We start from the raw sequence: 21422 nt of genomic DNA, 5'->3' as shown, positions 1-21422 counted from the left end.
GATGTCGTTAATTATAGGAGCAACATTTAAGGATCAATTTGCGATGATGTCAGGCGATACAAAGACCGTGAAGGTGACTTACAGTCGGGATAAAGACGGGCATATTACAGGAGAACTTGGCGAAACTCCTACCGATATTAGAATGGAAAAAGTTCGTAAGTTAAGTAACTATGTGATTCTAGGACATGTCGGCTTACATTCGGTTTGTTGCCGAATAGAGGATGCGCTAATGACGAGAACAAAGCCGTCTGACGATTTAAGGACTTGCGCTGCGGTGTTAGCGGATATTATCGCGGAATTACGAGAGGAATCGGAGCAGGACTTCTGCCCTTTCCTCGATAGCCTAAACACCGAAACAGCCCCGTATGTAGGCGTAAGGCTGGTCGGCTTTTTCGAGAACGGGAATACCGGAGTCGCCGCGTTTGAAACCGGTCCGGACTCGCAGGTCGAAACGTTTGAATTTTCTGCGACTGCCGAATCATACCCGACGTTTTTACGCGGTGTAGGCGACGAGTTGATGGACGACGACACCCCCGATCCCTTTTACAACGGCGGTAAAGAAGTGACTGTGGACAATATGCGGGGGACGATCGGTATGATCCATACATGTATCTCTTTCGCAAATCCTGATTCCGTTTCGTCGGAATTACAGTTATTTACACTTACCAAGCCGAAGCAAGCCGGCGATCCACCGGTATTTACTTACGAGGAAATCGATACCGCTCCATTTCACGAGCGGTTAAACACATTAGCTAAGGGGAACGAATAAATGGGCAAATTAAACGAAAAGCAGTTGCAGGCAATCGAAATATTATCGACAGTACACGGCCTCGAGTACCAGGAAATCGCTGCAAAGCTGGGCGTAACTGGCGCAAAGATGGCGACTTTAACGACGAGCTCAAGCGGGCGATTGTGCGCAAGAGTGCCGACATGTTGCCGGAGGTAATGGAGTCAATACCGGAGCATATTATAAACGACGGCAACGCGGCTATGTTCCGCACGTTCTTGCAGGCACACGGTATGTTGACGGAAAAGCACGAGGTAGAAGCCGTAGGTAGTCCGCAGGTCGACAAGGTTGCGCAGTAATATAGTGGCACGGGTGGTTACGATCATCCGTGTAAACCTACATAGATACGGCTTAGACGGTACGGCGGAAATAGGGCGCGTACATATAAGGAGGAACTTGTATATACAACCGTCTTGAGCTTCCGTTAATTTCCGATAGAGCTACGTTTTAGCCCGTCCGTGCGTTGACACGTTACGAGGATACGGGCGGTTATAGCCCGCGACATGCCTCGGAAGGACGCCCCTTGCCGAAACTCAGGGGGTTATAGGGCGATACGGTCACACGGGCACACACGCATACATACGGATATGCGGCGGTATATCCTGCGACACCTTGCCGGCGGGCGGCGCTTCGAACGCTTTGGGGCGGATTTTATGCAACTTTTATGCAAAGTCGAGCGGAGAACAAACGTTGATTTAACGCGGTTTCCGAAAAATGTATAAAGCGGAATTGACGAGGATCGACGAAAATGGCTCAACGAAAGGGTTTCGACACATTTCGCAGTTTACGTAATGCAGATTATCGGAATCAAATTCCGTATACGAACGCATGAATATTCGTCGACCCCCAACGCCCCCTCAAATATTCCCTGCGCCTGATGCCCGCAAATTACGCACAAAAATTTTCATTTCGGAAATATTTTCCTTGCATACCGTAATCACTTCGTTATATAATCGGTGTAACATAATATATCGATAAGTTACGGAGGGGTAACGATGGCAAACGAAGTAAATCCGATTAAGGACCCGAAAGACATACGCAAAATGAAAGCCGCACTCGCCGGCCGTGACCGTTTAATGTTCGTGATGGGCGTTTCTCTAGGCTTACGAATCGGCGACCTTTTAACGTTAAAGCTCGGAGACTTACGCGGCAAAGAGGAGATAAAGCTCCGCGAACAGAAGACGGGTAAGCCCCGCAGAATTAAGCTGAGTAAAACGGTAAAGAACGAAGTTGAGAAGCTGGACGGTCGAAACGACGAGTATATATTTCGCAGTAGACAGGGCGGTAATAAAGCGATTAGTCGAGTGCAAGCCTACCGTATATTAAATGCGGCGGCCGAGCGGGCAGGCATTGCGGGTAAAATTGGCGCAGTAGGTACGCATACTTTGCGTAAAACTTTCGGGTATCAATTATATACGCAAGGGCACGACATAACCCGTATAATGGCGATATTAAACCACAGCACGCCGGCTATGACGCTAAAATACATCGGCATTACCCGCGATGAAATAGACGCGGCATACGATGCTATCGAGATATAATGCGGAAAAACGCTTATAGTGCTTGTCGCCAAGTGGTGCTACGTGCTATACTAACGAATATATCCGAATAAGATGTTCGCGGTAACAATGTTCGGCTGATTTTGCGCCGACTATCCGTTGGTAACGGGCTGGCAGCCAAAAGGTCAGCGGTTCGAGCCCGCTATGCTCCACCATAACATTCAAGCGCACACGAGCCACAAAACCTTTTTTGGTTGATCAAATTTAACGCACTTGTTTTGGAGATCTGGAATCCTTGATATATCAGACTGATTTAAACTTTGTATTAGCGATACTTGCATTATTGTAAACTACTTCTTTTTACATTTATTATTGCGGGAATAAGTAAATACAATGCATAAGCAAAAGACATCCATGCTGTAAAAGCGATAACCTGTGAATCATCTAAATGAGGAAAAAGAACATTATGGAATGATATACTAAACGTATCCAGTGCTAATCCTATAGTAGTTCCAATTACCCCGAACTTCAATGGTGCATAAACTGATTTATCAAAAAATAAATAAAGGTAGGTTACACCCCATAGTAGTATTCCTGTACCCACTATTAACAATGATAGGCTTATTCCGTAATTGATTGATCCAGGACTAAAGAGCACATATTCACCAAAAACAATGAAAAACATTGTCGCAATAAACCAAACTAATATTCCAAAAACGACAGTGAATGTATAGCCTGTCATTTATTTGTCCTCCCTATCTAATTGACTAAGCCCTTCGAACAACTGCTCTACCTCTTTGTAAGTCTTTTCTATTGGAAAGTCTTTTTGCAATAGTGCCTGCAATGCAATTCCATCAACAACAGCGTTCATAAGAATTCCCCAAGTCTCAAGAGTAACACCCTCCAAGGGAGATTCAGGCCACAATTTTGATAAACTTTCGCTTAATGCCTTATTTTCTTTATAAATAATTTCTCCTAGTTGACTTCTTATTTTGTCATTATTGAGACTTGATGCTATCAATGTAAAAAATAATTTATGAAAGAAAGAATCATGGGAACAACGGCTTTTTGCAGAATGTATTGCCTGACTTATAATATGTTGATTATTTTGCTGGGATATTTCAGTCCAAGTCTCTTCACAAACATTATGAACAATTTCTAACAATAACTGATCTTTCGTTCGAAAATGGTAGTATATTGTTCCTTGCGTTACTCCTGCTGTCTCTGCAACAGACCTTAAAGTAAACCTTTCTATTCCGTTGATCACCAAACTTTCCTTTGCAAATTGAATTAAGTCTTTCTTACTAATGACATTAGGTTTTGCCATTTTTTCACCACTTTCTTAGTTATTCGAATAACTAACTTATAGTATATATTACCACTAAATACTCGAATTTACAATGTTTTCTTTTGGTCGCTTAGTCGCGTTTTAAATTAGATGATAAGATATAAAATTAATTTTCTCCATTTTGTCATAAGAGAGAAAAACAGGGAATAGAATATTTTGGTCTAAAATTTACATTGGTAAACGAATACTATAAAGAGGAGATTTAAACACGGGAAGTTTAGATGTTTTCAGGAAATTTTGCATCGTGGAGGTAAGCAATGATGAATGAAAATCAACTGATAAAAAAGGCATTTTATAAAACATACATGGACGAGCAAGAGAGCAGGCAGCCGCTTCAAGTACTTGGTGAAGCTTTTTTTACAGAACAAACAAAAGATGAGGCTGAGTTGTCTCCTATCCGTTTTGCGCAAGGGGAAATTTACTATCATAACAAAGATCTGGAAGCAGCAATTTATAAATGGGAGAATGTTAACAGCCCCCTAAAAGCATGGGCTAAAAAAAATATCGGTGATGCATATTACGAGCTTGGCTGGCTGAATGATGCAGAACAAATATATACATCGATTGAAACAGAAAATACAATGCTCTCCGTTGAAATTGCATTACAATTATTTTCTTTGTATGCTGAAAAAAACAATCGTGAACGGGTCTATCAATATATTAAAAAAGCAATTTCTATTGATCCGGACTATCCGAATGTAATGGAGCTTGCTCGTACTTTTTATGAAGAGCAGAATGACTATCAGAATGCAGTTGAACTGGCTGTCAACGAGACAATACGGACAGCATCGATACAATGGTTTGAAGTACTTAAAGGATACGTAGACAGAGGGTTTACGAAAGATTTTGTACCTGATTATTTTCTAGAAGCACTCAAGGTTATTTACGAAGTAGACGAGAGGATGTTTTCGCAGATTACAAAATCTCTTTGGAATAGTTATAAGAGGAGTGAGACAGTATTATCTTGGGTTCATACTGCCAATGTTCTTTTTTCAGAGATAGATATAGCGAACGGAAAATCTTCGTATGATGTATCAACGATTCACTACGAAAGCTACCTTGAGCTGATGAACGGTGAGTATTTACTTACAGAGATAGAATCAGTTGTTCCAAAATTGTTAAGCAACTGGTTAAAGTTTACAAATGAGAAGAGAGCGATATTCCCAGCTGCGGCAATTATGGCGTGGAGTGAATATTTTCCTTCCTCATTAAATGCTGACACTGTGTGGGAATCAGAGAGAGTTTTGTTTGATTTTGAGAATGTGGAGAACACGGATGAAGCTGTTGGCCTTTTGCAGAGCTTATTAACGTGGGTGGAATCAAATCAGCTGCAGATGGGTGAAAAGACAAAATGGATTGTTTCACGGTTTGCGGATTTGAATAAGAAATATATCTTGATGACAGGATCAGCCGAAAGTGGAAAATCACATATCATAAACGCTATCCTTCAGGAGACAATAGCTGGTGATGAGTCTGCAACAATGTTTATTAATAATTCTGAAGCGAGAGAATTAACGGAAGTCACTGAAGAAGGAATGAAGAAAGTTAATGACATTACAACTCTTCGGGACGATACGATCATAGAGCTTGAATGGCAGTCACCATTTTTGCAGCAGTTAGACTGTTCCCTAGTAAGCTCTCCAGAAATTGAGAACAGCCTTAAGAAAAATACTGTTTATCAATATTTAAACTTGGTAGATGGACTTCTATATATTATTGATGCACGTCATCAGTTCCGAGAAGAGGAGTTTCAGTTACTTCTCCAAATTTATGAGCACTCCCCTGATTTAAAGGTGCACTTTCTCTTGCATGATGATGGGACGTCATTGGAGAAAAGGAGGCTACAGGAAAGCCGTTCCAAAATAAATGAACTATTTCCGGAAGCGAGAGTATTTTCTTATTCCTCTTTTGATGCAGACTTTGCCAAAACAGAAGAGTTAGTGAGATTTATTAATGAAAGCTTTACTGTTCAACAACAATCTCACCACATGGAACAGGGAACAACTAGATTTCTATCTTTAATTCGTACTGTTTTAAAAGATTTAATAGAGAAACGTACTGCAATGGAGCATTCTTTTAATAAAAATGTCGTTTTTAATGAAGATATCATTGGCAGGCTTAAAGCGCTTGTGGAATCTCTCGATGAGACACAGCTTGAAAAAACACAAAGGATTACAGAATCATATAGAGCGGTCAAAGAAGGGGCAAAACACGATGTGAAAAATGCCCTGCCTAAACTGTTGCGTGAGTGTACAGATTATATAAAAGAAGACAGTGACTTCAGAACTCTACATGAAGAATTGAATGAGAAAATGAATGAAAAAATAAAAATTTATTTGCAGGAACAGATTATGCCAAAATTAAGAGGGCACTTGCAGGAATGGCTTGATGATTCGGAACAGGAACTTCGGGATATACAACAGTACCTTGATGAAATGAGCGAATCATTGAATACCTTATACGAAGAAAATAAAATCAAGCTAGAATGTGACTTTCAAACCCTTTCCGACTGGCGGAGAGATATTAACCGGTTAGCATACAGAATAGAAATTAAGAAAGAAAACATTATGAATCGCCAGAATCCAACACAGTTCTTTTTGAAAAGTGCAGGAAAACTATTTGGTAATATTCAGCAAAATAAAAATATGCTATTCAATCGATATAAAAAACATGTAGAACAAAGCAATTATGAGGATGTTACTGCTTCAGTTATGGATAAATTCTTTTTAGAGTTTGATCTGTTTGAAAAAGCTTTAAAAGCAGATGTAACTTTGTTTTTCCAGGAGCCTTTTCAGCAATTGTACAGAAGTATTACAGAAGCTGAATCTGAAAGCAAGGCTTTAAAAGCAAAGCTTGAAATAATGAAAGAGAATCCGCAGCTTTTCTATGATCCTATGAAAATATTTGAAGTAAGGCTGCTGCAGTGTGAAATGATGAAGAAAGTGAGTGAGAACTACCCTTATGTAACTTAATCATTTGTCATGCGGACATAGGGTTCGCTAAATGCACTGAAAAGGCAGAATTGCGCTGTTAATCGGCCATATGATCCTCTATTGAGTCAAAAAGTCGCTGATTTCATATGTTTTGGGGGAGATAACGGAACAGGTGTCCTCGAAGGTTGTGAAAGAGCTGTTTTGTGGTTATATAAGGAACCTGATGTCCGCGAAAAACATCTGCAATTGTAATCCATATTTTATGGTTGGACTTTTATAAATTCATAATATTGAGGATATAGTTATTTCATTAAATGATGTTGGTTAAACCCATAGGCAAACGAATATTCTAGAATTCAAATTTTTTACATTTAAGCGAGTAACGCCGCGGTTTTTCAAAAAGATTGAGAAACCGCGGCGTCTTTTGTTGCGTAGATAAAGTTACTTTTAAAACTACTGAATGCTGTAAGTCGATTGAGAGTATTCAAAACTGACTTTACAAAGCTTTTACGAGTCCTCCATCGACGAGCATAGCTTGACCAGTAATATATGTGTTTGCGCCTGAACATAAGAAGACGACAAACTTTGCAAATTCAGACGGTTTCCCGTAACGTCCAATTGGAATTTCCATTTCCTTTGATTTTTTTATTTCTTCATATGTGACCTCTTGTTTTATCGCATGTGACCTCTTGTTTTATCGCACTAATTGAATCTAATTCAGAAACACGGTCGGTTTCAATTCTTCCAGGTCCAATCGTATTAATTAAAATGTTGTCCTTTGCTAACTCTTGTGACAAACTCTTTGATAATCCTACAATTCCAGCACGGTAAGTATTAGATAGGATTAAATTATTGATTGTTTGTTTCATAGAAGAAGAGGCAATGTTTACAATATGCCCTCCTCCATCACTTTTTAGATGTGGCAGCGATTCACGAATTAATCGAGTAATACTTAATAAGTTCAACTCAAATGCTTTTTGCCAATCTTCATCCGTAATATTGTCAAATGTACCAGCTGGTGGACCGCCAGAATTATTTACTAAAACATCGATCGTGCCATGCAGATCAAGGGTATGATTGATTAGGCTTTTAATAGAATCATAGCTTGTAATATCACAAACGATTTGATGTACATTTTCATTTCCACTATCCTCTTTAATTTCACGTTGGGCTTTTTGGAGAGCTTCTTTATTTCTACTAGATATGACGATGTGGGCACCCTCTTTGGCAAATTGTAAAGCAATTGCTTTTCCTAAACCTTTACTTGCAGCTGTAACAAGAACTGATTTCCCTTTTAGATTTAAGTTCATATGGATATGATCCCTCCAAATTGTATTGAATTAGATTTAATTTAAAATAGTAGAAGCTCTTAGATCATTCACCTCCTTTTATTGAGAAACTTCAAAATCCTATTAGGCTTATATCTCTATATTTGACGAAACTAAAACATATCCTCCTCTTAAATTATAGCAAATTAACCTCTATAAATTCATCGAATTTCATGTATAATAATTATAGAATAAAAAATTAAGGGAATTTGACTAATATCGCAACAGGTGGTGTGCCGTGAATATTAAAACATTGGTGATTGCTCCATATAAGGGGTTGGCGGAGTTAATTAATTCGATGGAGCATGAGTTTGAAGAGTTTTCTATTACAAGTCATGTAGCTGATTTAAATCAAAGTTTAGTTTTATTGGAGAATTATAAAAGGTCAGGTGAAGAGTTTGATGTCATTATTAGTCGCGGAGGAACGGCAAAGGTATTAAGAGAGAACACTTCAATTCCAGTGATTGATATTCACATTTCCGGATACGATATTTTGAGAATATTGACATTACTCAAGAGCTATAATGTTAAAATTGGCATGGTTGGCTTTAAAAATGTAATTTATAGTTTTGAAGCAGTTTCTTCGGTTATTAATATAGATGTAGAATATCGAGTTGTTGATCACGAATCTGAAGTGAAGAATACCCTTGTAAAGATGAAGGAACAAGGAATTTCCATTATTGTTGGTGATGCAATCACAGTAAGGTTAGCAATCTCTCTTGGTATGCAAGGAGTCTTAATTACATCTGGAAAAGAGTCTGTTTACGAAGCATTTAATAAAGCAAAGGCATTGAAAACTGAAATAGAAAAGTATAGTTCTAAAGCGGAAACTTTTAACAATTTATTAAACCAATTGTCTAACCCGGTTTGTTTGATGAGAATGAATGGGGAACTTTATTTTAGCAATTTAGCATTTAAACAGCGTTTAGTGTCGACTGAAAAAAAGAATTTTTTCCATATTCATCCTAAACTACCTTTAGCATTTGATGAATCCTTTATGGATCTTCCTATCTCCTTCTACATGTATGAAGGTCATTTTAAGCAGCCGCCTCGGATGAACATAGGACGAGTAAGTGATTCAAAATTAACAACATACTTTTATTTAGAGTTAGAGAATGGCGATCTAAGTGTTGATAATGAAGTCAATGTTATTATGGCTGATGCTAATTTAGAACATGTTCCTCAATTAATTGCTTCGGATCGTTTATTTCAAGAAACGATGAACGATATTGAACAAAAAAAGGAACAGAACTCGATTACAATTATAGGTGAACGTGGGACGGGGAAAAGAATTTTTATTAAAATGCTTTGGGAAAAGGAACCTTTTTGTCAAGGCACAATGACCGAATTTCGTTTTAATCATCCTTCGACTAGGACATTTAATCGAATTATACAAATGCTTCAATCCTATAGTACTCACGATATTATTCATTTTAGTCAAATCGAGAACTTAACCGCTACACAACAGAAAAAGCTTCACGAAACGATTAAAAACTATTCGCTTCAAGCCATATATACGTTTTGCTGTGATAAATCAATTTTTCACGAAACAATCGAAAAGTTTGATCGTGCGATAAAGGATGAATTACTTCGAAATGCATACTATTTTCCACCGTTGAGAGAAAGGCAAGAAATGATTGAACATATGATTCGAACATTCATTCTCCATTTCAATGAACGGTATGGGAAGCAGGTTATCGGAGTAGAAGAAGGTGCATTAGAAACACTAATTAAATATCCTTGGTACGGCAATATTAGTGAATTAAGAAAAGCAGTAAAATTATTAGTAAAGAATTCAAGTGATATCCTCATTAAAGATGTAAAAAGTGTGTTAAAAACGGTCAAGATAGAAAACTCACAAGGAAATCAGTCGTTAATCCCAATCAATATTAATCAAACACTTTCTGAGATTGAAAGGGATATTATTGAGGAAGTATATTTGCAGGAAAACGAAAATCAATCAAAAGCCTCAAAAAGGCTAGGAATCAATCGTTCAACCCTTTGGAGAAAATTGAATTCGTAAATGAAATCCCTTGTCGGTGAAGACAAGGGTTATTTGTTGCAAAAATAAACAGAAATTCATATAAATTTTAATAAAATTAATAATTCAGAAAAAATGTTGATAATATTGCTTTGTTTCAATATATTATAACTAGATTGAGTGAAAGCGTTTAAAGTTAGGGGTGACGATGTGAATGCAGTAGTGGTTGCAGATGATTTAACCGGTGCAAATGATACAGGTGTACAATTTGCGAAGAAAGGTTTAAAAACAACAGTTTTGTTGGATCAGGATACAATATTAAAAAACGACGATATCGATGTCCTAGTTATTGAGACTGATAGTCGATCAGCATCGGAAACAGAGGCATATAAAAGTGTAGAAAAGGCTATAGAAGTAGCAAAAAAATATCATGTTGATATGATCTATAAAAAAGTCGATTCTACAATGAGAGGGAATGTAGGAACAGAATTGGATTCATTGATTGATCATAGTGATGCAAAATTTATCATCATTGCTCCCGGTTACCCAGATAATCAAAGGTTTGTAAAAAATGGTGAAATATATGTGGGAGAGTCACTTCTCGAGCATACTTATTTTGCGAGAGATGTAAGTACTCCAATTAATAGTTCGTCAATTGAAAAAATAATAACTCAATCATCTAAACGTAAAGTAGGAATTATTTCAATAGATGATATTGACTCGGGAAAAAGTTCTTTTCAACAAAAATTGCTTCAATTAAGGAAGTCTCAAGCAGAGTTTATTGTATGTGATACGAATTCCAATCACCATTTTCAAAAGTTAATAGAATATATGGATGATTATCAAGAGAAATTTATTTGGTGTGGGTCTGCAGGGCTCGCGGAGCAGATAGCAGAGAGGTGGCAAAATAAAAGTTCTACTATTGAACGAGATTCATTAGTAAGAAAAGGGCAAATTTTGTTTGTCATTGGGAGTGTACATGAATCTACTAGGGAGCAGTTGAATTATTTATTGATGCAAACATCGATTTGTGGAATAGAAGTAAACACAGGAGATATTGTTAAGTCGAAAGAATCGAAAGAAATTATAATGGAAAATGCCTTGAAGAATACAGTGGATGCCTTACAAAAAGGGAGAGATGTTGTTCTATATACTTCAGCAAATCCAGAAGAAATCAAAGCTTCAAGATTAAATGGTCAGAATAGTCATTTAACATCTGTTCAGATGAGTGATTTCATTTCAAATAGTCTTGGGGAATTAGTAGAAAAAGTGATCCGAGTAACGAATGTTCAAAAGAGTTTTTTAACGGGAGGAGATACAGCAAAAAAGGTTGCTGCACATATTAAGGCGAATGAATTCTATTTGTGTGATGAAGTCGAAGAAGGTATCCCAATCGGTATTTTAAAAGGTGAGAAAAATATGATTACCATTACAAAGGCAGGAGGATTTGGAACAAAAGAGACGCTATTTAAGTCATATAAGGCTTTAGGAGGTGAGTAGATGGTGAACAAACCGATAATAGGAGTTACGATGGGTGATGCTGCTGGAATTGGACCCGAAATCACATTGAAGGCAATAGCAGAAGGAAACATTCAAGAAATGTGTATTCCACTTGTGATTGGGGATGAAAAAATTCTCCGACGAGAAATCAAGAATCTCGGTTTACCTCTTATTGTAGAAGTTGTCCAACCTCCCTTACAGTTGAAAGAGGAGAAAGGAGTGGTCCACTGTATCGATCTCAATTTATTACCTGAAGAGCTTCCATATGGTGAAATTTCTGCAAAAGCCGGATATGCAGCCTATTCGTTTGTTGAAAAGGCAGTTGAGCTTGCAAAGGAGAGGGAAATTTCCGCTATTACAACAGCACCACTTAATAAAGAAGCGATGCAATTGGGAGGTCAACAATTCCCAGGACACACTGAAATTCTTGCAACATTAACAGGAACAAAAGATTATTCGATGATGCTTTCAACCCCTGATTTAAAAGTCATCCATTTGACTACACACATTGGATTAATCGAAGCTGTCAAACAGATTGATGCTGAAAGAACTTATAATGTTATAAAGTTGTCGTATGAAACGCTTGTTAACGCAGGGGTTCGAAATCCACGAATTGCAGTTTGCGGCATCAACCCGCATGCTGGAGAAAATGGTTTATTTGGATATGGGGAAGAAGAAGAAAAGCTAATCCCAGGTATCGAACGAGCAAAAAAAGAAGGAATCGAAGTGTCAGGACCTTATCCAGCTGATACATTATTCTTTCGAGCAGTAAGAGGCGATTTTGATATTGTTGTGGCGTGTTACCATGATCAAGGACATGGCCCAGTCAAGGTGCTTGGTTTAGAGTCAGGTGTTAATATTACTGTCGGTCTTAAAGGCGGGATGATACGTACATCTGTTGACCATGGAACAGCTTTTGATATAGCAGGAAAAGGGATTGCAAACTCAGGTTCAATGATTGAAGCAATCAAAATGGCCGTAGAACTATCTCCAAAACAAGAGGTGATTTAATGTTAAGTCCAAAAGGAATTATTCCAGCACTCGTAACCCCATTTAATAAGAATGATCAAATTGACAAGGAAGCACTCAAGAAATTAGTGAATCGAGCCATTGACGGTGGCTGTGATGGTTTATTTTGTTTAGGGAGTAATGGTGAATTTGCTTCGCTTAACAATAGTGAAAAGGTTGAGGTTGCACGAATTGTAGTCGAAGAAGCAAAGGGAAAGGTTCCTGTCTATGCTGGTACTGGAACAAATTCGACAACAGAGACGATTCGCTTGACCAATGAAATGGAACGTATCGGTGTAGATGCAGTATCCGTAATCACTCCTTATTATGTTACATTATCTCAAGAAGAGCTTACAGCTCATTTTAGAATGATTGCAGAACAAACGAATTTACCTATTATTTTGTATAACATTCCAAGAATTACGGGAAACACAATCCAGCCTGAAACCGTGAAGGAACTCGGAACCATTGATAGCATTGTAGCCATTAAGGATAGTAGCGGTAACTTAGATTTTACAATTAAACTAATTGAAATTAAAAATAGTGATTTTCAAGTTTTAATCGGGACTGATTCACTCATATTGCCTGGCTTGATGGCAGGAGCTGATGGTGCGATAGCTGCTACAGCAAATTATATGCCTCGGGTAGTGGCCAACATTTATACTTATTGGCGGCAAGGCAAGTATGAAGAAGCAAATGAGAATCAAAACAAATTAAAAGTGTTAAGAAGTGCATTCAGTTTGGGAACAATGCCTTCAGTTTTAAAGGCGGCAATCAATCAATCTGGATTAGATGTTGGGATACCAAGATTACCTGTTCAACCCCTTCCAGAAGATGTGAAGATTGAATTAAAGCAATTGTTAAGTGCTTATAAATCGGAAGAGTTGGTCTAATCAATATAAGGACAAGGAGATGAATGGTATGAAGAAAGCGAATAGATTGTTAAGTATTGTATTCGGTTTGGCTTTATTGGTTGCTTGTAATGGAGATAATGAAGCGGGAACTGAAGATCATGATAACCAAAATACGGATGAAAATGCTTCGAACGACAACAACGGCAGTCAAGGTGAAGAACTAGATTTTCCTACTCAAGAAGTGCGTATTATTGTTCCGTATGATCCGGGCGGTACGAGTGATTCTACTGGTCGTATTGTAAGCGATATCATCCGTGAGGAAGGATTATTACCAGAAAGCCTGACAGTGGTTAACCTTCCCGGTGCAAATACGAGAAATGGTTTAGAGGAAGTGCTTCATGCAGAACCTGATGGACATACACTTCTGCTTCACCATTCAACGTTAAATGCGATGAATGCAGTTGGACAGATCGATATTGGTTTCGAAGATTATGAACTGATTGCTCAAGTTTCTCATACACCTTCAGTACTTGTAGGCAGTAGTGATTCAGAATATTCAACATTTGAGGAGTATTTAGAGGCAGCGTTAGAAGAACCAGGCTCAATTTCTGTTGGTATTACGAATATTGGTTCAACAACCCATTTAGCTTATGAAGCGATGATGGAAGCCACTGGACATCCAGATGCATTTGAAGTCATTCCTTATCAAAGTGGTGCAGATTTAATTACAGCACATTTAGGAGGACAAGTAGATTTACGAATGGCGTCAACTCCTGATTCCATTCAATATGTTGAATCTGGAGATGCGGTACCTCTTGTAACATCAAGCTACGAAGAACACTTCCATTCTTTATTAGAAAATGCTGTATCATTCTCTGACTTAGGTGTAAGTACTGGTGTATCTGTTAGGTTTGGTTATTATGCTCCGTCAGGAACTCCTGAAGAGGTCATTCATTATTTAGAGGATGTATTTCAAGAAGTCGTTCAACATGAGGATTTTCAAAACTTTGCTGCTGATAACGGAGCTGAAGCTGAGTTTTTGGATCGTGAATCATTTATTCAAGTGAACGAAGAAGTACAAGAGGTATTTGATATGCTGTCAGAAAATATTGATATTGATTAATTCATTCATTTGGTGTAGCCCCAAAACCTCACTTGGGGCTACAAATGATAGTTACATGATTATTCAAGTCATCACAATACTAAGGATGATGGTTATGAGAGGGAAATATTCTATTCAAATAGTCATGATTCTTCTTGGACTCTTCTTTTTCATTACAGCCTTTCAAATCAGTGTTCGTGGTTTTCAAGGAGACGTGTTGAACCAGCGTGAATATGTCATTGTCTTGTCTATTCTATTAATAGGATTAGCTGTTGCTTCTATAGTAAAAGAAAAGATTGGTTCGAAGCAGTCGAACGAGGTCATACGAGAAGCTGAAGAAACAATGGAAGTGCCTGAGATTGAGAAGGAAGATGAAGTAGTCACACCAAGTGAGAGTCGAAGTAAACTTACGTTGATTGTAGATAAGTATCGAATTTATATTGCCATGATACTCGTCGTTCTATTTGCCTATGGATTTGCTTACGTTGGTTTTTTTGTTACATCTTTTGTGTTTGTCTTTCTTTTCACATGGATGGTTTATCGGTTTGATCGGGGTAAAATTTTGAACTCTTTTACTTTTAGTGTTGTTTTAAATGTCATTTTATACTTTTTGTTTGACTTGATCAGTGTGTACTTGCCTAATGCTTGGTTATTCTGATTTTGGGAGGAAATGGATGTGGATTTTCAAAGTTATCTTTCTGCTTTTGGAGATATTGTAACAAGCTCAGCCATAATCTATATAGCTATAGGGACGATACTAGGTGTGGTTTTTGGAGCGATTCCAGGCTTAACAGCTACGCTAGCAGTAGTCATCCTCCTCCCATTAACGTTTGGGATGGAGCCGGTAACGGGCTTGTCTACATTGTTAGCAGCCTATATTGGAGGCATCTCCGGGGGAGTAGTTGCCGCTATTTTAATCGGTATGCCAGGTACTCCATCTTCAGTGACGACTGTGTTTGATGGTTATCCGATGGCAAAGAAAGGGCAAGGCTCTAAAGCATTAGGAATGGGGGCTGTATCAAATTTAATAGGAGCGCTTATCTCCCTGTTTTTCCTTATTTTACTTGCACCTCAGCTCGCTACTATTGCGTTATCGTTCACGGCTTATGAGTATGCAATGGTTATGATTTTTGCATTTGTAACGGTTGCTGGACTTACAGGGAGTTTTTACAAAAGTTTGTTGATGACGGTTTTAGGACTCCTAATAGCAACATGGGGATATGATCCTATTAATGCGATGGATCGAAACCCAACTGGAATTGATTTTTTAAGAAACGGTATAGAAGCAGTTCCGGCAATGATCGGATTATTTGTTGTTTCTCGTGTATTCATTGAATTAGAGTCAGATTTTAACCAGCCTATTATACCAAAAAGTAAAAATGTGAAGGTGTTGCCTAAAATAAAAGAAATCAAAGACTCCTTTGTTAACTTTATTCGTTCAGGTGTTATAGGAACGATGATTGGTATTTTACCAGGTATTGGATCTTCATTGGCAACCTTTGTTGCTTATGATCAAGCGAAAAAAGCTGATAAGAATCCTTCTTCATTTGGAAAAGGTAATGTCCAAGGAGTCGTGAGTTCTGAAACTGCCAATAACGCAGTTATTGGTGGTGCTTTAATCCCGTTATTAGTATTAGGGATTCCAGGTGACGGTGTTACTGCTCTTCTATTAGGTGGATTACAAATGCACGGTCTACAACCAGGACCGCTATTATTTGTGAACCAACCTGAATTTCTCGTAGGTTTGTTTGTTGCTTTCTTTATTGCGGTCATTGTGATGTTTACTTTTATGGTAACAATCGGAGCAAGAATTTTTCCGAAACTATTAGCAATAAAAAAGGTTTATTTATTACCAATTGTCATGGTTATGAGTATTGCAGGGAGCTACAATATCGGGTATCGGATCTCGGATGTATGGATTATGGCGATATTCGGAGTGTTAGGATATTTCATGCATAAATGGAACTTCTCAGCACTGCCATTAGTGATCACCTTATTACTAGGGTTTAGCTTTGAACAGTATGTTCGTACGGGTCTCATCCAAAGTGGTGGTGATATTACACCATTCTTTACACGACCAATTGCGTTATTTTTCTTTATTTTGACAGTTCTTACTGTGTACTTTATCACTCGATCAAAGAAGAAAGGTTATTTAAAGAAGGCCAATGTTTAATTGGATTGTGAGTAAAGGCACTTATTGGTTTGTCTTAGTGTTACTTGTCACATATGTACTGGATGTTTTATTACCTTATGAACCTATCACTACTTGTTTGTTATTTTTGACAGTTGGAATCTATCTTCTTTCATTAAGGCATGCGATAAGGGGAGCGATTGTACTAAATATCATCTTCTTTGTGTCCGTTATGTTTCTCATTTATGTTTCGGAAATTCATTTTATAGAGTCCTTTTACGGCATTACAACAATGGTAGATTTATTGTTATTTATTTTATTTGTACCATTAATCTCTTCTCCGATTCATAAATATTTGCCGTCGGTTCACGCTGTATTAGAAAAAATGAGAGCAAAAGTCTCCACTCTCACTCTTTCGGAGTATTTTACGTTCATTATGAGCTTGATGATCAACTTGTCGAGCGTTCCACTTAATTCGAAGATATTTAGAAACGATGTTTCTGACTTGCATCAAGATCGATTGGTCCAAATACAAAATCGTTCATTTGCACTAGCAATGCTAATAACCCCTGTAGGGGCAGCGATTACGATTACGGTAAGTTATGTTGGGGTCAGTTACATTGAGCTTTTAAAGGTACAATTGGGTGTTGTCGTTTTTGCCTTTGTTTTATCTTATGTACTTGTGAAGCGGTACAAAGGAGTGGTAGATGAGAGGAATGAAGAGTCAAGTCAAGAGAAAATCGAAACGAAAATGATATTCAAACAGATCATGGCTATTTTCATCCCCTTTATTATGTTTGTCGCTATTTTAGTTTTTATTGATTCGGTGACAGATATGAACATGATGGAAGTGATCTTGTTTGTCATTATCCCTTATACTGCTCTGTGGAGTAGCTTTTCTGGACAATATAAGCAGTGGAAAAAGGATGTTATTTCTCAAATTAAAGGTGTGACAAGTTACTTTCAGCAATTTTCAGTAATACTGATCGCAGGCTGGTTTATCTTTACATTAAATTTGTATTTAGAAACGAGCAACTCACTTAGTTTCGTTCAACAAATAACAAATGCTTTGCCGATTTTCTTAGTGATGGCTTTGATTGTTGTATGTATGATTTTACTGTCACAAGTAGGCGTCCATCAATTTGTCATACTTGTGTTATTCTTAGAAGTCTTTACGAATTTGGACTATTTTTTACGGCCGGATTTATTAGGAAGTTTACTTATGATTGGATTTATTTGCGGAATGCTAGCCAGCCCTTATAGTGGGTTAAATCTAATGGTACAGTCTATATTTAATGAATATTCAAGTGGAGAGATTGCCAAGTTTCAAATGAGATTTGTCGTTTTTTTCTTGCTTGGTATCCTCACAATATTCACTTTAATAGCAATGCTATAATTTTTGAAATGAAATTATTTAAGGGGAGATGAAACGATGAATTTGAGTCAATTTCAAACTGCCGATCAATTGATCTTTGGTCAAAGGTCAATTGAAAAGCTACCTTCATTGATAGAGGAAGTTGCAGCCGTTAATCGAGTGTTAATCGTTACATCGAATTTTCTTCGCTCTTTTGACCAATTAAAGGTACTTGAAAAAGAATTGAATGAGCAAAATATAAACGTTGATATTCTAGATTCTGTTCAACCTGAGCCTACTATTGGCCATATTGAGGAACTCTCTTCAATATATCGAGCAAAAAACTATGATCTTGTTATTGGAATAGGGGGAGGCAGTGTATTAGATGTCACGAAACTACTCGCTGTGATGTTTAATAAGGAAGTAAATGTAAGGGACCTATTGGGGATCGGGAATGTCAAAGAAAGAGGCTTGCCAACAGTTTTAATTCCTACGACTTCTGGAACAGGAGCAGAAGTTACGCCAAATGCTATTGTAACTCTCCCGGATGAAGAATTAAAAGTAGGAGTGGTAAGTAAACATTTATTACCAAACTACGTCATCCTTGATCCTTTATTAACACTCAGCCTCCCCAAACCGATTACTGCTGCAACTGGAATGGATGCATTTACTCATTCCTTTGAATCTTACATTTCTAATAAAGCGAATCCGATTAGTGACTTATTCGCTATAGAATCTATGAAACTTATTGCAAAATCGATCCTAAAAGCATATCAAGAACCTTCTAACATTGAAGCGAGGGAGAATATGTTACTTGCATCCACATATGGCGGGATGGCGTTAACGGCAGCGGGTACTGCAGCTGTTCATGCATTAGCATATCCTCTCGGAGGGAAATATCATATTCCCCATGGAGAAGCAAATTCTATGTTATTACCACATGTCACGGAAAAGAACTTGGATGTGATTGAAGAGCGTATGGCAAAGATTGCGGTTGAATTGAATCTTGCAAAACAAGAAGATGATGTGGCATTAGGTGCAAGAACATTAATCAATGAAATAAAAAGGTGGACGGCAGAATTAAATATCCCACAAGACTTATCTAATTTTGGTATAACAGATGAGAACGTTGAAGAACTTGCAATTGCAGCATCAAAGGTCACTCGCTTAATGGATAATAATCCTAAAGAATTAAGTGTAGAAGATATAAAAGAGGTTTACTTGAAGTTATTATAAAGGGTGAAAAATTATGAAGGTACTTGTGACATCTCCTAGCTTTGGGAAATTTAATCCAGCTATTTTTCAAGAGTTAGAATCTCGAGGAATTGAGGTTGTTCGCTCGATCCCATTTAATAAAAGCGACCTCAATGATATAGATGGCTGGATTGTTGGATTAGAGTCAGTTGGTAAAGAAGAGTTAGATTTAGCGAAAAGGCTAAAAATCGTTGCAAAGCATGGTGTTGGCGTAGACAATATCGATCTCGACTATGCAAAGAAGCGAGGCATTGTTTGTACGAATACACCAGGAACGAACAATGATGCTGTTGCAGATATGGCATTTGGACTAATGCTTAGTACAGCAAGAATGATCCCACAAGCTTATCAAACGATGAACACCGGAGAATGGCAGAGATATGATGGAAGAAGTGTTTGGGGGAAGACTTTAGGTATCATTGGTCTAGGTGCGATTGGAAAAAGTGTTGCCAGAAGAGGAAAAGGTTTTTCGATGAATGTGTTGGGATATGATGTAAGTGATAGAAGTGAAGAAGAAAAGAAAATAGGTGTCACGCGTTCAAGTTTAGATGAAATATGGGAATCAGCAGATTATATTAGTCTTCATGCTCCATTAATAGATTCCACAAAACATATGATTAATCGGGATGTGCTCAGAAAAATGAAAAAGAGTGCCATCTTAATTAATACAGCGAGAGGTCCGTTAATTAAGGAAGAGGACCTTTATGAAGCGCTTGTGGATGGTGAAATCGCAGGATGCGGATTAGATGTATTTGAAAAGGAACCATTGTCTCAAACTTCGCCATTAAGAGGACTCGATAATGTTGTTATTACTCCACATATAGCAGCATATACCATTGAAGCGGGAGCGCTAGTAAGTGAAAAAGCGGCTCATAATATGATCAGCTACCTTCTTGATGGAAAAACAATAAATCCGGTTTAAATCTCGCAATTAGAAGATGAGGTTCAATAGTCAAGATGCGTGAGGTTTTGAAAAGAAACAGGGTCCCAATAAGGAGCCCTGTTTCTTTTTCGGAAATTAAGAGTATACCACTTATTCATTGGCTTGGGAGCTAACTGTTTTAATTTTTATTTTGAATAAGACCTTACTTTGTACCACTTTCATCCGTGAAATAAATAGCATTTCCAGAATGGTCAATCCCACTTAACCATAGTCCATCAGGTGTTTCACCAGGTTCCCCAGAAAACTTAATCTCCTCATTCATGGTTGAATAAATATGTCGAACAGAAGGGACTAAAAAGATAGGACCAGGCCCGTTTGAATCCGTTGTTTCGTCAACCATTAATTCCAAGTCTGATTCAGGTAGTTTGAATGCGACTGTCAAATCCCCTTCACGCCAAGATTCATTTAACCCCAGTGTGTCACGATAAAATTTCTTTGCTTGGGCAATATCATCGACAGGCATGTAGAAAAAAATAAGTTTTCCAACCATAATACAATCATCTCCTTATCATAGTAACATAATTGTGTTACTATAAACATAATCAAATTATGTTTTGGTGTCAACTGGAAAATTAGAAAGGAATGGAAAACAGCATGAGACTCCATAATGATATACCAATACCAGGTTCAACGAGACATAAATTGATTCAAGCTGGTTTGAATCAGTTCAGTAAACAATACTATGTTGACGTTGAAGTTGAGGAAATAGCAAAAGAAGCTGGTGTGACAGTGGGGGCTTTATATCACCACTTCAAATCTAAAGGATCCTTTTATGGACTAATTCGTGATGACATCACCATGAGGATCATTGACAGGGTCGAAGCAGCAGTTGAAAGCCATTCAAACGAGAAGGTTCTTTCAGTTGCGTGTACAGCTGTGTTTGATGGTGTTCTTCGTACCGGTGTCGGGAAGTTGTTCACAGAGCCTGATCCACGTAATCAACATGATCCTATTGAAAAATTTCTCGGTGACATAGCGAAGGAAATAGGAGAAGAAAATCCATACGAACTTGGAATTATTTTGTTGGAAGCAATTAAATCTGCTGTACGGCAGGTGATTCATGGAACATCTGAAAAAGAGAAGGTGAGGGCGGCTCTGCAGAGGTTGTTATAAAAACTAAATTATTTGAAGAGCACAAATTAGAAGCCATAAAGTCAGCAGTTTGAACTCGTTATGCTCTACCGTTACTAGTATTAATCATGTCACTCCGATGAGGAGGGGAACTTATTCCCCCCTTTATTACATTCTTCTTAAACCACAGGCTTAGCCTGTGTGAAAATAAACCTTTAAGGGTTGTAATCGTGAGATCTCTTTTATAGTAAATAGATGGAAGGTATTCTGTGCTTCTTCCTCTGCAAGATCAATCGAAGAAGAGAATGCATCGAAGGGGGAAATCATCA

General features: G+C 37.8%; 17 protein-coding genes and 1 pseudogene. 14 read left to right on the top strand and 4 right to left on the bottom strand.

Features of this window, described 5'->3' with window-relative positions:
* The first annotated feature begins 1 nt into the window (after position 1).
* Both CD001_RS23260 and CD001_RS23255 read left to right on the top strand, forming a co-directional pair.
* Complete coding sequence (locus CD001_RS23260) at positions 2-769, top strand: hypothetical protein (RefSeq protein WP_096189982.1); 768 nt, start codon at positions 2-4, stop codon at positions 767-769.
* 1013 nt (positions 770-1782) lie between these two features.
* Positions 1783-2328: a site-specific integrase gene (locus CD001_RS23255; RefSeq protein ID WP_096189981.1), complete on the top strand. Its 546-nt coding sequence runs from the start codon at positions 1783-1785 to the stop codon at positions 2326-2328.
* Positions 2329-2626: 298 nt separating this feature from the next.
* Here CD001_RS23255 and CD001_RS23250 read toward each other — a convergent pair whose 3' ends face one another.
* Both CD001_RS23250 and CD001_RS23245 read right to left on the bottom strand, forming a co-directional pair.
* Positions 2627-3028 (bottom strand): DUF5367 family protein, encoded by a 402-nt coding sequence (locus CD001_RS23250; protein ID WP_096189980.1) that lies wholly within the window; start codon positions 3026-3028, stop codon positions 2627-2629.
* Positions 3029-3613 carry a TetR/AcrR family transcriptional regulator gene (locus CD001_RS23245; protein WP_096189979.1) on the bottom strand — a complete coding sequence of 195 codons (585 nt, stop codon included), beginning with the start codon at positions 3611-3613 and terminating at the stop codon, positions 3029-3031.
* Positions 3614-3891: 278 nt separating this feature from the next.
* Between CD001_RS23245 and CD001_RS23240 the strand changes: the two genes are divergently transcribed.
* The gene (locus tag CD001_RS23240; RefSeq protein ID WP_096189978.1) at positions 3892-6606 is read left to right on the top strand and encodes a tetratricopeptide repeat protein; all 2715 of its coding nucleotides are present in this window, start codon (positions 3892-3894) and stop codon (positions 6604-6606) included.
* Between the two features lie 457 nt (positions 6607-7063).
* On the opposite strand, the pseudogene CD001_RS23235 reads toward CD001_RS23240, so the two are convergent.
* Positions 7064-7877: pseudogene (locus CD001_RS23235) on the bottom strand (SDR family oxidoreductase).
* 256 nt (positions 7878-8133) lie between these two features.
* Here CD001_RS23235 and CD001_RS23230 point away from each other — a divergent pair.
* From CD001_RS23230 to CD001_RS23185, 10 genes are all read left to right on the top strand, one after another.
* Positions 8134-9918: a sigma-54-dependent Fis family transcriptional regulator gene (locus CD001_RS23230; RefSeq protein WP_096189977.1), complete on the top strand. Its 1785-nt coding sequence runs from the start codon at positions 8134-8136 to the stop codon at positions 9916-9918.
* 168 nt (positions 9919-10086) lie between these two features.
* On the top strand, positions 10087-11376 hold the full coding sequence (locus tag CD001_RS23225; RefSeq protein WP_179298872.1) for a four-carbon acid sugar kinase family protein: 1290 nt from the start codon (positions 10087-10089) through the stop codon (positions 11374-11376).
* A complete protein-coding gene (gene pdxA, locus CD001_RS23220) occupies positions 11377-12387 on the top strand; it encodes a 4-hydroxythreonine-4-phosphate dehydrogenase PdxA (RefSeq protein WP_096189975.1) in 1011 nt (336 codons plus the stop codon).
* On the top strand, positions 12387-13277 hold the full coding sequence (gene dapA / locus CD001_RS23215; RefSeq protein WP_096189974.1) for a 4-hydroxy-tetrahydrodipicolinate synthase: 891 nt from the start codon (positions 12387-12389) through the stop codon (positions 13275-13277). The genes pdxA and dapA overlap by 1 nt, the downstream gene beginning before the upstream one ends.
* Positions 13278-13305: 28 nt before the next feature.
* The gene (locus CD001_RS23210) at positions 13306-14361 is read left to right on the top strand and encodes a tripartite tricarboxylate transporter substrate binding protein (protein ID WP_179298871.1); all 1056 of its coding nucleotides are present in this window, start codon (positions 13306-13308) and stop codon (positions 14359-14361) included.
* A gap of 94 nt (positions 14362-14455) precedes the next feature.
* Positions 14456-14998 carry a tripartite tricarboxylate transporter TctB family protein gene (locus tag CD001_RS23205; protein WP_096189972.1) on the top strand — a complete coding sequence of 181 codons (543 nt, stop codon included), beginning with the start codon at positions 14456-14458 and terminating at the stop codon, positions 14996-14998.
* Between the two features lie 18 nt (positions 14999-15016).
* Entirely contained in the window at positions 15017-16513 is a 1497-nt protein-coding gene (locus tag CD001_RS23200; RefSeq protein ID WP_257009919.1) for a tripartite tricarboxylate transporter permease, read from the top strand.
* The gene (locus tag CD001_RS23195) at positions 16506-17867 is read left to right on the top strand and encodes a hypothetical protein (protein ID WP_096189970.1); all 1362 of its coding nucleotides are present in this window, start codon (positions 16506-16508) and stop codon (positions 17865-17867) included. The genes CD001_RS23200 and CD001_RS23195 overlap by 8 nt, the downstream gene beginning before the upstream one ends.
* Positions 17868-17903: 36 nt before the next feature.
* Positions 17904-19061, top strand: coding sequence for an iron-containing alcohol dehydrogenase (locus CD001_RS23190; protein WP_096189969.1), 1158 nt, complete (start codon positions 17904-17906; stop codon positions 19059-19061).
* Between the two features lie 13 nt (positions 19062-19074).
* Positions 19075-20001 (top strand): phosphoglycerate dehydrogenase, encoded by a 927-nt coding sequence (locus CD001_RS23185; protein WP_096189968.1) that lies wholly within the window; start codon positions 19075-19077, stop codon positions 19999-20001.
* 163 nt (positions 20002-20164) lie between these two features.
* Here CD001_RS23185 and CD001_RS23180 read toward each other — a convergent pair whose 3' ends face one another.
* On the bottom strand, positions 20165-20512 hold the full coding sequence (locus CD001_RS23180; protein WP_096189967.1) for a VOC family protein: 348 nt from the start codon (positions 20510-20512) through the stop codon (positions 20165-20167).
* A 92-nt stretch (positions 20513-20604) separates the two neighbouring features.
* Between CD001_RS23180 and CD001_RS23175 the strand changes: the two genes are divergently transcribed.
* Positions 20605-21135, top strand: coding sequence for a TetR/AcrR family transcriptional regulator (locus CD001_RS23175; RefSeq protein ID WP_257009918.1), 531 nt, complete (start codon positions 20605-20607; stop codon positions 21133-21135).
* The last annotated feature ends 287 nt before the right edge of the window (positions 21136-21422 follow it).

Source organism: Evansella halocellulosilytica (assembly GCF_002335745.1).
Taxonomy (GTDB): domain Bacteria; phylum Bacillota; class Bacilli; order Bacillales; family Salisediminibacteriaceae; genus Bacillus_CA; species Bacillus_CA halocellulosilytica.
Note: the sequence above shows the minus strand (reverse complement) of the source record. Positions and strands in the feature narration are given on the sequence as shown.